This window comes from Thiomicrorhabdus marina, from assembly GCF_017571465.1.
In the GTDB taxonomy this organism is placed as follows: domain Bacteria; phylum Pseudomonadota; class Gammaproteobacteria; order Thiomicrospirales; family Thiomicrospiraceae; genus Thiomicrorhabdus; species Thiomicrorhabdus marina.
In genome coordinates, this window is record NZ_JAGETV010000006.1 from 1 (window position 1) to 18,023 (window position 18,023).

13 protein-coding genes are annotated in these 18,023 nt (G+C 44.7%); 6 read left to right on the forward strand and 7 right to left on the reverse strand.

Annotated elements, in window-relative coordinates; genetic code table 11:
• Positions 1-330 precede the first annotated feature (330 nt).
• The 7 genes from J3998_RS04770 to J3998_RS04800 all read right to left on the reverse strand — a co-directional run bounded on the left by J3998_RS04770 (position 331) and on the right by J3998_RS04800 (position 11,681).
• Entirely contained in the window at positions 331-1,422 is a 1,092-nt protein-coding gene (locus tag J3998_RS04770; RefSeq protein ID WP_208148332.1) for a hypothetical protein, read from the reverse strand.
• Between the two features lie 725 nt (positions 1,423-2,147).
• Complete coding sequence (locus J3998_RS04775) at positions 2,148-7,085, reverse strand: hybrid sensor histidine kinase/response regulator (RefSeq protein WP_208148333.1); 4,938 nt, start codon at positions 7,083-7,085, stop codon at positions 2,148-2,150.
• 797 nt (positions 7,086-7,882) lie between these two features.
• Positions 7,883-8,440: a peptide-methionine (S)-S-oxide reductase MsrA gene (gene msrA, locus J3998_RS04780; protein WP_208148334.1), complete on the reverse strand. Its 558-nt coding sequence runs from the start codon at positions 8,438-8,440 to the stop codon at positions 7,883-7,885.
• Positions 8,437-8,973 carry a peroxiredoxin gene (locus J3998_RS04785; protein ID WP_208148335.1) on the reverse strand — a complete coding sequence of 179 codons (537 nt, stop codon included), beginning with the start codon at positions 8,971-8,973 and terminating at the stop codon, positions 8,437-8,439. The genes msrA and J3998_RS04785 overlap by 4 nt, the downstream gene beginning before the upstream one ends.
• A complete protein-coding gene (locus J3998_RS04790) occupies positions 8,966-10,288 on the reverse strand; it encodes an MFS transporter (protein WP_208148336.1) in 1,323 nt (440 codons plus the stop codon). The genes J3998_RS04785 and J3998_RS04790 overlap by 8 nt, the downstream gene beginning before the upstream one ends.
• Before the next feature lie 143 nt (positions 10,289-10,431).
• On the reverse strand, positions 10,432-10,899 hold the full coding sequence (locus J3998_RS04795) for a nuclear transport factor 2 family protein (RefSeq protein ID WP_208148337.1): 468 nt from the start codon (positions 10,897-10,899) through the stop codon (positions 10,432-10,434).
• A gap of 11 nt (positions 10,900-10,910) precedes the next feature.
• Positions 10,911-11,681 (reverse strand): SDR family NAD(P)-dependent oxidoreductase, encoded by a 771-nt coding sequence (locus tag J3998_RS04800; RefSeq protein WP_208148338.1) that lies wholly within the window; start codon positions 11,679-11,681, stop codon positions 10,911-10,913.
• Positions 11,682-12,027: 346 nt separating this feature from the next.
• Here J3998_RS04800 and J3998_RS04805 point away from each other — a divergent pair, with 346 nt between their 5' ends.
• The 6 genes from J3998_RS04805 to J3998_RS04830 are packed head-to-tail and all read left to right on the forward strand — an operon-like array spanning position 12,028 to position 18,014.
• Entirely contained in the window at positions 12,028-13,365 is a 1,338-nt protein-coding gene (locus J3998_RS04805; RefSeq protein ID WP_208148339.1) for an NAD(P)/FAD-dependent oxidoreductase, read from the forward strand.
• A complete protein-coding gene (locus J3998_RS04810) occupies positions 13,362-14,171 on the forward strand; it encodes a DUF1365 domain-containing protein (RefSeq protein WP_208148340.1) in 810 nt (269 codons plus the stop codon). Before J3998_RS04805 ends, J3998_RS04810 begins: the two co-directional genes overlap by 4 nt.
• Positions 14,165-15,397, forward strand: coding sequence for an SAM-dependent methyltransferase (locus tag J3998_RS04815; protein ID WP_243750600.1), 1,233 nt, complete (start codon positions 14,165-14,167; stop codon positions 15,395-15,397). The genes J3998_RS04810 and J3998_RS04815 overlap by 7 nt, the downstream gene beginning before the upstream one ends.
• A gap of 9 nt (positions 15,398-15,406) precedes the next feature.
• Positions 15,407-15,973 (forward strand): DUF3833 domain-containing protein, encoded by a 567-nt coding sequence (locus J3998_RS04820; RefSeq protein ID WP_208148341.1) that lies wholly within the window; start codon positions 15,407-15,409, stop codon positions 15,971-15,973.
• A gap of 21 nt (positions 15,974-15,994) precedes the next feature.
• The gene (locus J3998_RS04825) at positions 15,995-16,546 is read left to right on the forward strand and encodes a chalcone isomerase family protein (RefSeq protein ID WP_208148342.1); all 552 of its coding nucleotides are present in this window, start codon (positions 15,995-15,997) and stop codon (positions 16,544-16,546) included.
• A 25-nt stretch (positions 16,547-16,571) separates the two neighbouring features.
• The gene (locus tag J3998_RS04830) at positions 16,572-18,014 is read left to right on the forward strand and encodes a cryptochrome/photolyase family protein (protein ID WP_208148343.1); all 1,443 of its coding nucleotides are present in this window, start codon (positions 16,572-16,574) and stop codon (positions 18,012-18,014) included.
• The last annotated feature ends 9 nt before the right edge of the window (positions 18,015-18,023 follow it).

Consider the following 18,023-nt stretch of genomic DNA (forward strand, 5'->3'; position numbering starts at 1 on the left):
TAGCCAAATTTTGCAAAGCCCCTACGGGCGAGGTTTGGAAGCGTCACTTCGTTGTTAGGCTTCTTAACCATAGCGATGGCTATGCTTTGCGAAACTGCCTAGAATTGACTGCTTCAAACACCTCGCTGAAGTCAATGGGGACTTATTCTGCGTTTCCTTAAGGAAACGAACATGAGTTGAAGGAGAAATAAAAAACGGACAACAGCCATAAAGATCGTTGTCCGTTAGGGAGAGGCAAAATAAGTTCCTATTAACTAAAGTCATTTAGACTTATTCTGCATTTCCTTAGAGTCGTGTTTAATTTTTGGCTTAATTGGTTAGCCAAGTTAATTAAAGTAGACCGCCAAGTAGCGAGTTATCGTCACCGCCTAGGCTTAGAATGTTTAGCAATCCGCCGCTTGAAGCAGTTTCAGCTTCTACGGTGACATTTGCACTTGCATCTGCACTTCCAGTTAGGCCACCTAGCAAGCCGTCAAGTAGCCCGTCTTCACCACCTAATAAGCTGCTTAGGTCTAGAATGCCACCGCTTGTCTCGTCGCTACCGCCACCTAATAGGCCACCAAGCAATCCACCTTCGCTGCTACCGCCGCCTAATAGATCACCAACGATTGGAAGTCCGCCTAGAAGGCCGCCCAACAGGCCGTCACCGCCTAGAAGTCCACCTAGTAAACCGTCGCCGCCAAGTAGGTCACCAACGATTGGTAGGCCGTCAAGTAGGCCGGTCACCGTACCAACTAGACCAGACACAACACCTTCTGGACCGATAAGAGGGGTAAGTAAATTGCTTACAAGTCCGTCATTACCTAGAAGACCACCAAGTAGACCGTCATCACTCAGAAGGCCACCAAGAAGACCGTCACCGCCAAGTAGTCCACCTAGCAGGCCGTCACCACCGAGGAGACCGCCTAAAAGCCCGTCGTCACCACCAAGTAAGTCGCCAACAATCGGTAGACCGCCTAACAAGCCGCCAAGTAGTCCGCTGTCACTCTCGCCGCCTAATAGATCACCAACGATAGGCAGGCCGTCAAGAAGACCGGTCACCGTTCCTAAAAGACCGCCGACTAGGCCAGTCGGTGCCAATAGTGAAGGAAGCAATCCTCCTTCACTGGTAATTCCACCAAGCAGGCCATTATCTAGCTGTTCTACTAGGCCTAGTACATCGTTAACTACAGGAAGACTGGTTACTGTATCTAGTAAATCATTGACTAAAGCACCGCCTGGTAGAGTTGCGTGCAGAGTCGAAGTTAGGAATTTAACGTCTTCACCAAGAAGTGGTAGGCCATGCAAGGTGTCAAGAAGTGGTCCGACAGAATCGCCTAGAACTGGTAGGTCTTTTAGTTGTCCAACCGTCGCAGCAATAAGGTCATCATCATTAAATTCATCAGGTGTTGGCGTGTTTAGCCCTAGTAGTGAAGCAAGCATGTGATTCTCCAGAAAATATGTAAATAAGTAACTTTAAAGATTGAGTGAGTTCTGCAAAAAGCGAATAGTCAATCAACTTGCTTTGCAATCTCTCAGGTAAAAGTACCTTAAAGTGAAAAGAAAGGCAATGGTCAAGAGTAAAATAAATGTAAAAATAATACAGATGTAATTATTGCCCATAAAGTTAAGTGAGTATGTTCAGATTATTACGATTATTTAGGTTTTTTCTGGTTTATTTGAGTAATTGTTATTTATAAAATACTGTAATTCAAAAAAAACATTAATAAAAAAGTTGCAAAAAAAGATTCTTTAACTAAAATTAACTCCATAAACAATTTCATTAAGTAGTGTTTATTTGCTTGATAAGTCCATTGTTTATAAGCTTCGTATATCTTGTAACCCGCATGGAGTAGTGCCCATTGCGGGTTTTTTTATGTAAGAAGTTGGTGAAGTGATGCACGTTGTAAATTCTTGGCTTGTTGAAGCTTTGTTGGAAATTATTTGGGTAGCGGCTGCCTCCCCGATGGTTGTAATAGCAATCGAAGATCGTAAGAGATGCTGAGTTTTTCAGTGCCCTTAGGGGGAGCTGAACATATCATCATTCTGTGTTGCTCAGCGCATACTTGGAATATCCAAACCACAATCCGAACGCCTTGACCTGAAAATTTTGGTGTTGCCAGAAATTAATCTGATTCAATCAGAGGTTCCTTAAGAGATCCTGGAATTTATGATTGGTTTTCGTGTATGTGGGATTCGGCCGCAGCAATTGAGGCGAGGATAATTTGTTCCAGTTGTGGGCGGAGGCGTTGCTTTTCTTCGGCACTTTTTGCTTGGTAGTAGGCTTTACTGACTGCAAACAAACGGTTCATGCACATTACCGATGCCACGCCTTTTAGGGTGTGGATTTCGCGGTCAAATTCGGCACTGCTCGCATCAAGTGAATGGTTTTTCTCAATGAAATCGAGATGCGTTTTGATGAATTCTTGCAATAGGTAATTAATCTTGTCGGCCTTAAGATAGCGCTCCATCATTTCATCGAGGTCGATGAGTAATTCGTCTGCAAATGCTGTTGAGACTTCATCTATAGGATTCTTTTGTGGGTCATCAAGCGATGGTTTTTCGGATTCTTCCGAGGTTGTTTTTTTGTGGTTATGCTGTTCAGCTTGATTTGGCAGGTATTCGCTAAGCGCTTCACATAATTTTTGAATGGTAATCGGTTTACTCAGATGTTGGTTGATTCCAGCTTGACGGCATTGTTCGACGTCTTCCTCAAGTACGGCGGCGCTTAGGGCGATAATCGGCGTGTCTTTGTCTTGTTGGCGAATAATGCGAGCAGCCTCGAAGCCGTCCATTACCGGCATCTGTAAATCCATCAAGATTAAATCAAACGATTCTTGTTTACTGAGATCGACAGCCTCTTGTCCATTAACCGCTTCAACTACTTCTATTCCAAAATCGTCCAGGTAGTCGCGCGCGACAAAACGGTTAATGCTGTTGTCTTCGACCAACAAGACTTTGGCATTGAAACGATACAGCTCGTCGCTTTCGGTAGTGGTCAAGTCGGCCTTTTTCAACAGCAGTAATTGGCGAATTAGTTTACAGTAAATCAGCGGTTTATTAATGATTGCGATAATTTTTTCTTGTAACGGCGTCGCTAGCTTATTCAGGTTTTTCTGCTGTTCTTGCGAAGCGATAATAATGATGGAACCGGAAAATTCATCAAGCTTGATTTCCTGTTGCAACTCGCTGAAATCATGTTCTCCGAGTTCGATAATCAGTCGGTTGTAATCCTGTTTCTCTAGAGCCGTTTTGCAGTCGGAAAGTGTATCGCAGTTAGCAAACTTAATTCTTTCGTGTTGTAAATGTTCGGCGAGGTTTTTCGCTTCATCTTGACGGCTGAGCAGGGCAAGTACATTCAGTGATTCGGGTGCTTGCATGTTGGAAGTGTCGGCTAATTGTTTCTGCTGTTGCGGTATTTTGAGTTGTAAGGTGAAATGGAATTGGCTTCCCGAATAGTATTTACTGTCTAGCCAAATACGCCCGCCCATGTGCTCCACAAGTTCGCGACTGATTACCAATCCGAGGCCGGTGCCGCCGAATTTACGAGTATTAGAACTTTCTGCTTGCGAGAAAGGTTTGAATAGACGATCTCGGTGCTCAGCGTTGATACCGATTCCGGTATCGGTAACGGTAATTTCGATTTCGGTTTGTGAGCCTTTTTGTTTTAACTGTTCGATGCTGATACGGATTTCGCCTTTTTCGGTGAATTTCAGTGCATTGCCGACCAAGTTGTTGAAAACTTGTGAAATTCGCAGTGGGTCACCGAGTAGCTGACTTGGAACTTTCGGGTCAATCAAAAAGACTAGTTCAATACCTTTGCGTTCTGCTTCCAGAGAAAAGAGGTCGGCTAAGCTTACCAGTAGGGTGCTAAGATCGAATTCCGTATGCTCTAGGTTTAGTTTGCCGGCTTCGATTTTGGAGTAATCAAGGACGTCGTTAATGATATTCATCAGGGCATTGGAGGTGCGCACGGATTTCTGTAAATACTGCTGCTGCATTTCAGTTAAGTTGGTTTTTTGTAGCAGTTCGTTAATGCCGATAATACCGTTTAACGGGGTACGGATTTCGTGCGACATATTGGCCAAGAAATAGCTTTTTGCGCGGTTGGCGTTTTCCGCCTCGTCTTTGGCTCGAATCAGGTCTAATTGCAGTTGTTTGGTTTCGGTGATGTCCTGTACTGTTCCTTGTGCAGAATAGACGTTGCCTTCGGTATCTTTACTGAAAGTGGCTCGTTCCAGAACGTGTTTAATCCGACCGTCAGCCATTAATATACGGTGCTCGACTTGATAAAGTTTGCCGGAATCTTTACAGTAATTGAATTCATATAAGACTTTCTGTTGGTCCTCTGGATGGATTGAGTCTATGAATTTGTCGAAACTTGGATCGTAGGAAATCGGGTTTCTTTCGAAGATGGTGAAGACTTCTAGAGACCAAGTGAGTTTATGGGTGAAGAAGTTATAACTCCAGCTCCCCAGTTTACCGAGACTCTGTGCTTGAACTAAACGCGAACCTTGTTCTTCTAGACGATTTTGAATGCGTTTGAACTTACTAATATCATGCAGTATCAGATAAAGTAATGCGCGACCTTGTAAATTAATTCGACGCGCCTTAATTAAAACGTCTTTGGCAATCCCATAGCGGTCTATTAATACGTTTTCAAATGAAATTGAGGTCTCTTGTTCCAGCGATTTTGCTCGTTGATTAATGCCTAACAAATCCTTGTCATTGTCAAGCTCCCGTAAATCAAGTTGTTGCATCTCTTCCGGTGTGTAGCTTAATAAACGACAAATCGCATGGTTGAATTCGACGATTTCAAAGGTTTTCGCATCAATCAGTAAAATACCATCGAGTGATTGTTCAAATAGATTGAAGTACTTGTTCTCATATTCGTCACGAACTTTTTGCAGAGATTGCTGCAAGCGTATATCGGTGGCGTTGAGAATCAGACCGACCTCGTGATTATCGTCATCATATTGTGTAAAGATCGATAGCATTACCGGGACTTTAAAGCCGTCCGATGAACTCAAAGTGGTAGAAAAGCTGCGAATAGGTCGTTCTGCTAGAATTTTCAATAAACTGCTAAAACTGAGCGGTAGTTCGGTTTCGCTGATATTGACGTTATATTTGTTTGCGTAGTCCAGAATCTCTTGAGTATTTAGGAGCATCAAAACATTCAGTTCACCGACTACTTTGTCATGGAAATACATTAAAAGGTGTTCGGCAGTGCGATTGAATTTAGTGATGGTGCCGTCTTGGTCGCAAGTGATCAGAATACTGTCGATGGTATTGAACAGCATTTCCTGCTCCTGCGTGAGCTGCATGGCAGTTAATTCGTGCAATTTACGGGCAGTAATGTCACTGTGTGTCCCGATCATTTTTAGAGGGTCGCCATGGCTATCAAATTCGAAAACAATGCCCCGATCAAGTATCCAGTGATAATCACCGTTGCGGCCTTTGACTCGAATTTCATTTTCATAGCGAGTGCTTGAACCGTTAAAAAGGTTTTGTAGACGCAATTGGCTTTCCGCTAAATCTTCGGGGTGAACCATCGCCAGCCATTGCTTCATGTGCGGCAACTGACAGTCGTCATTGTAGCCAAGGAGCTTACAAAGCTGTTTTGAGAAGGTAATGCTATCGGCTTCGATATCCCATTCCCATAAGCTGTCGCCGGTACCAAGCAGTGCCGATTTCCACAGATTCTCTTGCGCTTTCAGTTCTCGTTGGTGGCGGCGGAAATCAGTGATTTCATAGCAGATTCCCATACAGATGCGGTCGCCTTCTGGGTCGAGCATGACATTGAATTGAAAGTACCAGGCTTGCGATTTTCCATTGGCATCAAAATCAAAGTCAATCCGTTTGGTGTGATTCAGCTTTGCATGTTTAGCCTTGTAGGCAACTTCCCGCAGACCTTTGGCAAAGCCTTCAGGAAGGTGCTCCAGTTGCGGCAGGGTAACTTCGCCATTTTCTTCAAGAAACGGTAACAAGGTTTTGATGCCACTATCGAAGTGGAAGCGCTCATTGGATAAATCAAGTTCCCAGAAACCGATATGAGACCCTTCTATTGCTAATACTATTTTTTTGTCTAGTTGAGCGATTTTGAATTGATTTTTTTTGAGTAGGTGTATGGCAGTAAATCCGGCAAGAATCATTAATAGGGTAGCCAAAATGGTGCTGAGTGAGTAACTACGTTTATGGATCTCATCCATGCGAGTTAGGTATTGATCGTTGACTTGAAGAATTAGGAATAAGTCCTGAGGCAAAGGCAGCTGCAATCGAACCAAAAGCATGTCTTGGTGCTCTACTAAAGGCGTCTGCTGCAACATCGAAAGTAAATATTGATAATTGGCACTGAGGTTCTTTGGCGGCTGTTGGAACATACCCCAGTTGTAGCTTGGGTCAGAGTGCAGTAATGGGTAGCCGTCACCGTCAATCAGCGTGGCAGTAATTGATGGTATAGCCATCATCTGTTGCAGAATAGGTTGTGCAAATAGGTTGATCACCAACATACCTTGAAATTGATCGTCGTGATAGACGTCAAGCATGGCGCGAACGGTTGGACGATAAGGTTGATCCAGTTTGCCGTGTTCAATATTCAAGTCTAAATGTGAAAACTGCACTCGGTTACTTTGGTTTTTCTTCGCATTCGTAAAATAGTAACGTTGTGCTTTATTCTGTAAATCACTGTTAGCGACCCAGTATGGCTCGGAAGCTGAGCTATTACGGTTAATACGTATGTTTTCATTCCCGTCGCTATCGATAAAGCGCAATTGCATAATATTTTCATTGGCTTGTGCCAAGCTCATAAAGAGCGTCAGGGCTTGTTGCTTGTTAGCGTTATCGTCAGTGACGTGCTTAACGTTAGCTAAATAGTCCTTGAAATTTTGGTTCTCGGCAATTGCATGCAACAGTGATTGGGTATTGTTGAGAAGTGTGGCAAATTGCTTTTCGCTGTTCTGGACATGCTGTATTCCGCTGTCCAAGGCCATTTGTTTGGCATTCTCGCGATATAGGTCGTGGTCGGTTAAATAGACGGCTAGCAGAGTAAGTACCGTCAGCAAACTAACCAATAAACTAATTTTGACTGCGAGTGAATCTTTAGTCATTAACGGACTGCTCTAAGGGAATACAAATGACATTAATGGAATCTAAGGGGGCGCAGAATAAGTCCAAATTGCCTCAGGTAGGCGATTTTTTGCAGTCATGTCTAGAACAGGCTACCGTTAAGACAGTTTTTGCAAAGTCCTGTAGAGCGAGGACGACAAGGGCAACTCCGTGGTTAGGTTTTCCTACTTGTAACCCCTTGCTGAAGTCAATGGGACTTGTTCTGCATTTCCCTGATTCCTGTTTTATTAGTACTTTAGCGGATTCTCTACGTTCGCGTACATAAATCTGAATCGACAAATAGATAAGGACTGAAAAAACCATATCGAACAATTTTCTTGAGGGTAGGCAAAAACGCTTAATTGTGGAGATTCAGGTAGTGGATTTTTACTTGAAATGATTACTTAACTTATTCTTGCAGTTGCATAAATTGTTGTATTTTTGCTGAAAGTTAAAATTGATTTTGGTCAATTTAAGAGATTTGCTGGTTTTTACTACGTAATCTTGCGCCTTTTGAGCGGCGAGCGAGTCGGTAAACTACAACGGTGAATATGTTAATAAAAATTTACAAGGAGAGTGTGGCGATGAAGTGGTTCTCTAATATTGATACCGGCTTGCAATATATGTTGCTGATTGTTATGGGGATGACAATTGAAATGTTAGCGATTTTTATGCTAGTTAAGTAGTTACGCTACCGAACAATGACGGCAAAATTGATTGGTTCCGTTAGTCATGTCTCAAAAATATTTTTAAAGCCCCGAGAGAGTATTCTTGGGGCTTTTTGTTGGTATTTAAAAAATTAATCTGGATAGGGAATGCCGGTGCCGCCCAAGCCGCAGTAGCCAAATGGATTTTTTTGTAAATAATCTTGATGGTATTCTTCGGCACGGCTGTAGTTGCGTAGTTCGGTTATTTCAGTGGTGATTTTGCCGAAACCGTGTTGTTTTAGTGCGGTTTGGTACTTCTCTAAACTCAGGCAGGCAAGATGTTTTTCTTCTTCGGTTCGGTAATAAATGACACTGCGATAATTACTGCCGACATCATTGCCTTGACGGTCGCCTTGCGTCGGGTTGTGATTTTGCCAAAAGTGCGCCAGCAAAGTTTCTAAATCGACTTGTTGTGGATCGTAACTGACTTTAATCACTTCGGCGTGATTGCGTTGTTCGGCTAACCCCATTTGTAAGGCTTTTTCCAAAGCCAAAACTTCTTTATAAGTGGCATCTTGGCTATCGCCGCCGGCATAGCCGGATTCCACATCGATCACGCCCGGCACTTCGCTAAGGCGTTTTTCTGCACCCCAGAAGCAGCCCATGCCGAAAACAATAAATGGGTAGTCGCTTCGATTCTGATTGCTCATGATTTGCCTTGTAATTGTTTAAGGTCTTTCAGTATTTCGGCAACGTGTCGCTGCGGATCGACATTGCGATAAACGCGGGCGATTTTACCATTCGGATCGATAATAAAACTGTGGCGACGAGCAAATTTAATAATGCCTAAGTTCAGTACCGCGTCATATTGCGCCGCAACCTTACCGTCTTCATCCGCTAGCAGGCTGAAAGGCAGTTCATGTTTATCGGCAAACTTCTTATGGCTTGCAACCGAGTCGACACTGACGCCTAAAATCACCGCCTGCTGGACAATAAGACGGTTGATGTTGTCGCGGAAGCTACAGGCTTCGGTGGTGCAGCCGGGGGTGTCGTCTTTCGGGTAAAAATATAACACGACCCATTTTCCGCGTTGCTGTTGCAGACTAACGGTTTTCTGGTGTTGATCTTGTAAGCTGAATGCTGGCGCTACATCACCGATTTGCAATTCAGCGTGCGCGTTCGGAGCCAGTAGTAAGCCGATTAAATAGAACGCCGAAAGAAATAAGTTCTTAAGTTTATGCATGATTTTCTCCGTCACGAGTCGTTTCATCATTGTAATGGGAGTCGAATCTTATCAGTAGCCACCAAGCAAAAATTTTTAATACAATCGGCACGGCTGCGTACATGAGTACTAAAAATAGTTGCGGGAAGGCATCATTGCTTTGTGCCCAGTCTAACAGCGGAAAGCTAATACCGATTGCCAATGCTAACGAGAGTTTGGTGAGCATGCTCCAGATGCCGAACAATAACCCGGCTGAATGGACATGATTTTCCGAGGCAGATTGGGTTAAGTCGGCTTGAATTGAACTTGGCATGGCGATATCCACACCGAGACTGACACCGGTGAGGATGCAGATTAACAAGAATCCGAAAACGTCGCCAGCCTGTAGAGTAAAAACACCGGCAAAACTGAAACCGGCCAGTAGCATTGACGCTTGCCAAACTGTCTTTTTTGCAAAATGTTTAGAGAGTTCGAACCAGATCGGTAAAGCCAAGATTCCGGCGGCAAAATAGGTCAGTAAAAACAGAGCCGTGTACTCTTGCAATTGCAGGTAATCGCTGACAAAAATCATAAATAGGGTTGCTGGAATGGCATTAGCGAGATTATTGATTAAATAGCTCGGCATAATTGCGAAGACACTGCGGTTATGGCGCCATAGCAGTGCCAAAGTATCAAGTAGACTTTTTTTCATTCTGTACGCGTCTTGTGCAAACTGCTGGGTTTGTTGATCCTGCTTGATAAAAAACAGACTCACAACGCCGATGGCGGTCATGATTGCCAGCAGGCCGAAGGTGAGCTGATAAAACGCTGAAGAGTTTTGTTCGAGATTGAATGCAGCCGGCAGCGTGAGAATGCCGATGACACCAAAGATAGCAAAGGCTTCACGGTAGATGGCGAATTGCGTCTTATCGGTTCTCTTAACCGAAATTTCAGCATTCATTGCTTGGTGTGGAACTTGGACGAGAGTCCATCCTAAATAGGTGATGAAGCTCCAAATGAAAAGATAACTCCAACCGGTATCGACAGCAGGGAAAAACAATTGAAAGCTGCCTAATAACAGCAGTACTGCGCCGATAGAAATTTGCCACTGGCGCTTAATGCGCCCGTTGCTATCCGTTTTAAAAACATCGCTATACCAGCCGATTACAGGGTCGGTAATCACATCGACTAGGCGAGCCGCTAAGAGCGCGCTGCCGATGAGTGTCAGGCTCAATTCTAGATTTTGGTGGTAATAGTTAGGTAAATATAGATACAGCGGAATCCCGAGCAGGGCGAGTGGAAAACCGAGCACGCCATATAGAAAACCGTTCCGGTGCGGGTTATTTTTTTGTGTCATTAATTTCTCTGTCGAATGCTGCATTTTGAGCCTCTGTAATCTTTGGAAACGCAGAACAAGTCCAAATTTTAAAAAGCCCCTGTCTCGACTTATCTCTTCAAACTCTTCGCTGAAGTCAATTGGGACTTATTCTGTGTTTCCATTTATTCCTTGGGAAGTGCTAGGCGTTTATTTACTTTGCCAAGTAGCCAGCCCAGTACAGGAATTTGTGCATAGATATGTTTGCCAGGGTCCCAGTAATCGATATGTGAGCAGATTAACCCATGTTGATTGAAAAGCACCTTGCTGATACCGTCGAAACGCTGCGATTTACCCTTGTAAATAAAGCTGAATTGCCAGTATAGAAAGCCACAACTGGGCTTTTTGTCGGACAGCGAATAATCGAGAACCCGAAAGTGCGGTTGCAATACGGTTTCGAACATATGCTCAAACAGTTGTAAGGTTCGTGCCTTGCCATGCAATTGATTAAAGGGGTCTTCAAAATAGATGTCTTCCGCCAGTAGCGGAGCCAGTTCCGAATGAATGGTTTCCGGTGCAAGCTGTTCAAAGGCTTGCGCATACTGGATTAAAGATGCCGCAAAGTCGATTTTAGGGTTCGGAAAAGCTGTCATGTTGTTGCTCCTTACAGCATCTTTTGGGTAATGGTTAGACTGAGGCGTTTCGGTAACCGCTTCAGGGTTGCTAGCAATAAACTCAAGCCGAAAGGGAAGCGCAGTTCAAAACGCTGTGGTCTATTCACCAGTAATTGCATGATTCTCTGTGCGGCCTGTTGAGGCTCCATTAAACCCGGCATCGGGAATTGGTTTTTGGCAGTCAAACGGGTTTTCACAAAACCGTGATTAATGATTTGCAAATCAATTTGTCGGGTTGCCAATTCCGGCTGTAAAGACTCAGCTAAATTTAATAGTGCTGCCTTGGGGGCGGAATAACCGCCGCCATAAGGGAGTCCAAAATCGGCTGCTAAGCTGATATTCCAAAGCCAACGCATAGCAATGTTGTGCTGTTGCTGTAACTTGCGCAGCGGCAACATCACTTTTACCGCGCCCAGATAATTGGCTTGATTCATCATTTCAAACGCCGCTAAATCCCATTCATCAATCCGCATCGGTTGATAGGCGCCGACATTATAAAACCAGATGTCTAGGCCATCATAAATCTGCCATGCACGCTTACAAACATCGCCTAAATCCCTACCGCTAATATCGCAATCCAATAAAGCAAAATGTTGCGGATAGTTTTCTTGTAATTCTAGAAGTTCATGGTTGCTGGTGGCTTGGCGCGCCGACGCGACCAAGTGAAAACCTTGCTCTAACAGCAATTTGCTTAGTTGCAGGCCGATACCCTGAGAAGCGCCAATTAGCCAGATACGCTGTGTATGGTCAGTTTGTTGCATGTTTACTTCATCTTGCTGTTTTTTATATCTATGTCTTTTTTCTACGTAACTGCATCCAATTTGGATGTCTGTTTCGTAGCTAAATTAAGGAAATGCAGAACAAGTCCAACTGACTGAAATCAATGGGGGCTTAATTCTGAGCTTCCCTGAAATTCAATCGTTCTAAAAAATAATGCCGTTCACTTAAGAAATAAACATTGCTTCACTAGGTTTGCAATGAACGTCTTTTGTATAAGGCTTGTTAAGAATTCTTAGGCTATTTGTATAATAAATTTGCATTTATGTAAAGGTTTTGTATAAATTATAAAAAAGCTTATACAACCAACTCTTTTTGATAGGTATAACAATGTCGCAAAATCATACTTCCACATTGCATGCACCCCGACCACCCAGCAAATCGGGCTTAAAGGTTGCCGTTATTGGTAGTGGCATCAGTGGCTTGGCTAGTGCTTGGTTTCTGTCGCAACAGCACCAAGTCACCTTGTTTGAAAAAAATGCTAAATTGGGTGGTCACACCAATACCAAGGTGATTGAAATCGGCGGCAAATCGCAAGCTGTCGATACCGGTTTTATTGTCTTCAATCGTCCGAATTACCCGCACCTAACCGCAATGTTGCAACATCTTGATGTGCAGACTGAAAACACCGAAATGAGCTTTTCAGTGTCGATTGATCAAGGTCGAATCGAGTACTCCGGAAATAACCTCAATACCTTGTTTGCACAACGTTCAAATCTTTTGTCGATGGCGCACTGGAAAATGATTCGCGAGATTTTGCGCTTTAACAAACAGGCTAAGAAAGATCTTTTTGCACCTGAACAAACCGCTATCAGTTTGGGGGAATATCTGCAGAAACACGGTTTCAGCGAGCGCATGCGCGATTATTATTTATTGCCGATGGCAGCGGCGATTTGGTCTTGTCCGGTGCAGACCATGATGGCGTTTCCGGTCGCGAGTTTTTTACGCTTCTTTGAGAATCACGGTTTGTTAAATATCGAGGATCGTCCGCAGTGGGAAACCGTTTCCGGTGGTTCGCAGCATTATATTGATGCCATTTTGGCGCAAGCGGATTTTGAGATGCGTTTGCATACCCCAGTGCAATCGGTCACGCACCGCGCTGAAGGTGTGCAGCTACAAACCGAACAGGGCGTGGAAGAGTTTGATCAGGTGGTTTTTGCTTCGCACGGCGATCAAAGCTGGCAGATGTTAAGTCCTGAATTGCGCCAGACCTTTACCTGTATGCAGCATTTTCAGTATCAAGAAAATATCGCCTATTTGCATTGTGACGAGTCATTGATGCCGGCACGTAAATTGGCGTGGGCCAGTTGGAATTATTTGCGCGAATCGAATACCCCTGAAACCAATGTGGCGGTAACTTACTGGATGAACTTGTTGCAGAACTTCAGTACCGAGCAACCGATTTTGGTGACGCTTAATCCGTTGCAAGCGCCGCAAGCCGATAAAACTTTCGAGCGTATTGTTTACCAACATCCGGTCTTTGATGAAGCGGCAATGAGCGCCCAGAAACAGCTAATCAATCTGCAAGGTTTGCACAACTGCTGGTTTGCCGGAGCTTATACCGGTTACGGTTTTCATGAAGACGGCTTGCGCAGTGCCGTTGAATTGGCTCGTCGCTGGCAGATAGCGTTACCTTGGGAACAGGTGCAAAGCGAGCAGCGCGCATGAAGTCATCCGGGTCAGCGATTTATTTAGGCAATGTTATGCATCAACGGTTTTTTCCGGTGCAGTACCGCTTTAACTATTCGGTGATGAGTTTGCGGATTGATGTTGACCGAATTGAACAGGAAGTTGCCGAACGCGGTTTACGTAGCTTGTCGTTAAACCGCTTCAATCTGTATAGCGTTTATTACCGGGACTTTGGTGCGCGCAATGCGACCGGTTGGCGAGTTTGGTTAGAAGCGCTGTTAAGCGAGTATGGCGTTGCGCAAAAACCGGCGCGTATCGAGTTGGTCTGTTCACCGCGTTTTTTAGGCATTGTTTTTAACCCCTTAGCGATGTGGTACGCCTACAACGAGGCGGGCGAGTTGGTTGCTGTGGTTGGCGAGGTCAGTAATACCTTCGGGCAATGGCATCATTATGTGCTCGGCAACGGCGGTCAACCACTGAGCCAATTGCAAAGAACAGGATTGCAGGCTAAAGCAGACAAGGTTTTTCATGTGTCGCCGTTTATTGATATGGATTGTGAATATCACTTTCGTCTGCAGGCACCGTCTGAGCGTTTTCAGCTTGGGATCTACCAAAGTCAAAATGGCAAGAAAATGCTGGTTGCGACTCAAGTTGCTAAGGCGGTTCCTTTACAGCAAAAGCAGTTAATAAAAGCGGCGTTGCAAATGCCGTTCAATAGTCTCAAGGTGCTGGCAATGATTCATTGGTGGGCACTGAAAATCTGGCTTAAAGGCGGCAAATTCCGAAGCACGCCAAAAGCTTTAGCAAAAACAAAATACTCTCATACGGAGATGCGGCTATGTTGAAGAATTCCACGACCAGTAAATCCTTATTCAGTTCAGTTTTACAAAAGATGATTGCGCCGTCCTGGGTGCATTATGCGTTGTTGAAGCTACCGTTTGATAAATTGCAAAAGGGCAGTTTAACGCTGACTTTCGAGGGCAAAAGTCACCGTTTTGAAGGTTCCGAAGCGGGGCCGCATGCCGAGTTGATCATTAACCAACCGTTTCGCAGCTACTGGTTATTCAAAACCCAAGGCGAATTGGGTTTTGTGCAAGCCTATTACGAAGGTGCAGTGGATACCACGTCTTTATATCACTTGTTAAAACTGGCGCATTTAAACCAAACCGAACTGGATGCGATTTTGGGCAATCGTCTTGGCAATTTATCGCACTTATGGCAACACCGAAAACGCCATAACTCCCTGCAAAACTCTAAGCAAAATATTTCTTATCATTATGATTTAGGTAATGATTTCTACGCTTTGTGGCTTGATTCGAGCATGACCTATTCAAGCGCACTCTTTAACAATCAAGAAACCTCTTTGCAACAAGCGCAAGAAAACAAAAATCAGCGCATCATCGATGAGTTACAGTTAAGCGGCGGCGAGCGTTTACTGGAAATCGGTTGTGGTTGGGGCGGGTTTATGCAGACCGCCTTGCAAAATGGAGCGCAAATAAAAGGCCTGACGCTTTCGACCGAACAGCGTCAATATGCGTTGCAGCGGCTACAGAATTTTGCTCAGCAAGATTATCAGGTTGCTTTGCAGGATTACCGTCTTGAAGAGCAGCAGTATGACCATGTTGTCTCGATTGAGATGTTTGAAGCGGTCGGTAAAGAGTATTGGCAAAGTTATTTCCAGACCTTGCAAAAGGTGCTGAAAAAACAGGGCAAAGCGGTTTTGCAAATCATTACCATCGCTGACGATAAAGCCGAGGCCTACCAATCCAGCGTCGATTTTATTCAGGCTTATATTTTCCCCGGCGGTCTCTTACCGAGTGTCTCGCAGTTGACGCAATTGGCTGAGCAGCATGGCTTCCAGATTGAGAATCGTCTCGATTTTGGGCAAGACTACGCCAAGACCTGCCAACTTTGGAAACATGACTTTAACCAGCATTCAAGAAAACTGCTGGATATGGGATATGACAAGGCGTTTCAACGTATCTGGAATTACTATCTGGATTACTGCACGGTCGGTTTTGAAAGCGGCCATATTTCGGTAAACCAAATCACTCTTGTGCACAAACAATAGGGTGTTGTGATGCTGTGTAATCGATTCAGACCACGACAGAAAATTCCGTTGCTGGCATTATTGTTTTCCGCTATGGCGCTACTTGCGGGATGCAGTAGCGTACAGGTGGACGACTATGCTGAACAGACGCCTAAATTGGATATTTTTAAATTTTTTGCCGGAACCACCTATGCTCAAGGCCAGTTTCAAAATAGAAGCGGACAAGTGCTACGCCGATTTAGCGTGCAGATGGAAGGTGTAGTTGACGGCGATAAACTGGTTTTGGACGAACATTTTATTTATGACAACGGTGAAAAACAGCGCCGTATCTGGCGCATTACCGACTTAGGCGACGGCAATTACCGTGGTGAAGCGGATGATGTCATCGGTGCGGCAGTAGGCCGCAGTGCCGGTAACGCCTTGCAATGGCAGTATGTGTTAGATTTGCCATACAAAAACGACACGATCGCGGTCAATTTCAATGATTGGATGTGGTTGCAAAACGAACAGAGTATGTTTAATCGCGCCAAGGTCAGTAAGTTTGGATTTACGGTGGGTGAAGTGACGCTGTTTTTTAGCAAACAACCGCTTCCGTAAATGCTTGATTAGGTGTCTTATATGCGTTTTTTAAAAGTCTTATTGGCAGCCTTAGCGATGATTCTGCTGCCCCAGCAAATGGTTTTGGCTTCGTTAGATAAGGATGCCAAAATCCAATTGGATAATTCGGTTCTAGGACTGTTGCCGGAGCGTTCCAGTGCTACAGCCTCTTGGTTGTTTATTGATGTTTATCGAGCGACCTTGTTTGCGCCGTCAAACCGCTCAGCCAATGAACTTTTGGATGCGCAGACACCGCTTAAATTAAAGCTCTGCTACCTGCATAAAATCAGTAAAGACGAGTTTATTGAGGCAGCCAGCGAAGCGCTACCGGATAAACTGTCACCGGCATTGCAGCAAGCGGTTGACGGTTTGCATAGCGCTTATCAGAATGTGCAACCGGATGATTGTTATCAGCTTAGTTATACACTGCAACAAGGTGTGGTATTGAGTTTTAATAGTAGACCGGTTTTTCAAAGTAAAGCGGCCGGTTTTAAACAGTTGTATTTCGGAATTTGGCTGGGTGAGAAGCCATTGTCAGATTCGGTTAAAGAACAGCTTTTTGAACCTTTCTAGTAGGCCTTATTTCAGAGAATCCCTTATGGCGAAAACAACCTTAGTTTGGTTGCAAAGAGAGTTGCGACTTAGTCATTTCCCGGCATTGGAGAAAGCGATTGCGGATTCCGAGCGTGTGGCAGTGGTGTATTTTCATGACCCGAAACAGCTAATCGGTGATGCTAACTCTGCGTGGTTGGCGCAAAGCCTGCAAACCTTAAAACAGCAGTTGCGTGCCAGAGGCGGCGAGTTGCTGATTTTTAGCGGCGACTTTGCCGATTATTTTGCGCAAGCTTTGCAGCTTATTGAACCAACGCAAGTCTTTTACAGCTTTCAGGTTGGTCAGCCCTTTTCGGCAATGCAGAACGAGGCGTTGACTATCTGTCAGCAGAATAAAGTCGCCTTGCAACCGTTCTTCTCGGAATTTTGGTTTGATCCGGGCGTGGTGGTCAATAAACAGAAAAACCCTTATGTCGTGTTTACCCCGTTTTATAAGGCGGCGCTCGCACAAGTCCATACTCTTGAGCCTTTTAATGATGAGGTTACCGAGAATAGCGCCGACTGGAAAAAGCTTGCATGGCCTGAATTCAAAGAGCAGGGGTTAAGTGTTATACCAGAGGATTTATTGGCGATTCAGCAACAGCCGTGGGCGAAAAAAATCCTTAAACATTGGAGTATCGGCGAACAGGGAGCATGGCAGAAATTACGCTATTTTATTGACGATCATCTTGATGATTACAACGAGGATCGCGATTTTCCGGCAATTGAAGCAACCAGTGCGTTGTCGCCGTATCTGCATTTCGGCGAGATTTCCAGTCGGGCGATTTATTTTGAATTGCTCGCATTGAGTGAACAGCAGTCAATACATTATCAGCCGTGGGTGCGCCAGCTATTGTGGCGCGAATTTGCTCGTCTTTTGCTATGGTTTTTCCCTTATACCGAGCAGGAACCTTTCCAGCAAAAATTCAGCACTATGCAGTGGCAGACCGATGCAGAGCTGATTGAAGCTTGGCAGAAGGGACTGACCGGTATTCCTATTGTCGATGCCGGTATGCGCCAGCTTTGGGAGACCGGTTATATGCATAATCGTGTGCGTATGGTGGTAGCGTCTTTATTGACTAAAGACCTTAATCAAAGTTGGCTGCATGGCTTGCAGTGGTTTGCCGATACCTTGGTTGATGCCGATCCGGCCAATAATGCCATGGGCTGGCAGTGGGTCGCCGGTTGCGGTGTTGATGCGGCACCTTATTACCGTCTGTTTAATCCGTTACGTCAGAGCGAACGTTTTGATGCGGAAGGAGAATACATTCGTCAATGGGTTCCTGAGTTAAAGACCTTGTCGAAAAAGGCAATCCATGCGCCGTGGTTGCATCAAGAGGAGTGCAAGATGAAAGGTATTCAACTCGGTCAGGATTATCCTTTACCGCTCGTCGATTTAAGTCAGAGCCGGAAAAGGCATTTGCAACGTGTTGAGCAACTGAAAGCTTGATGTGGCTGT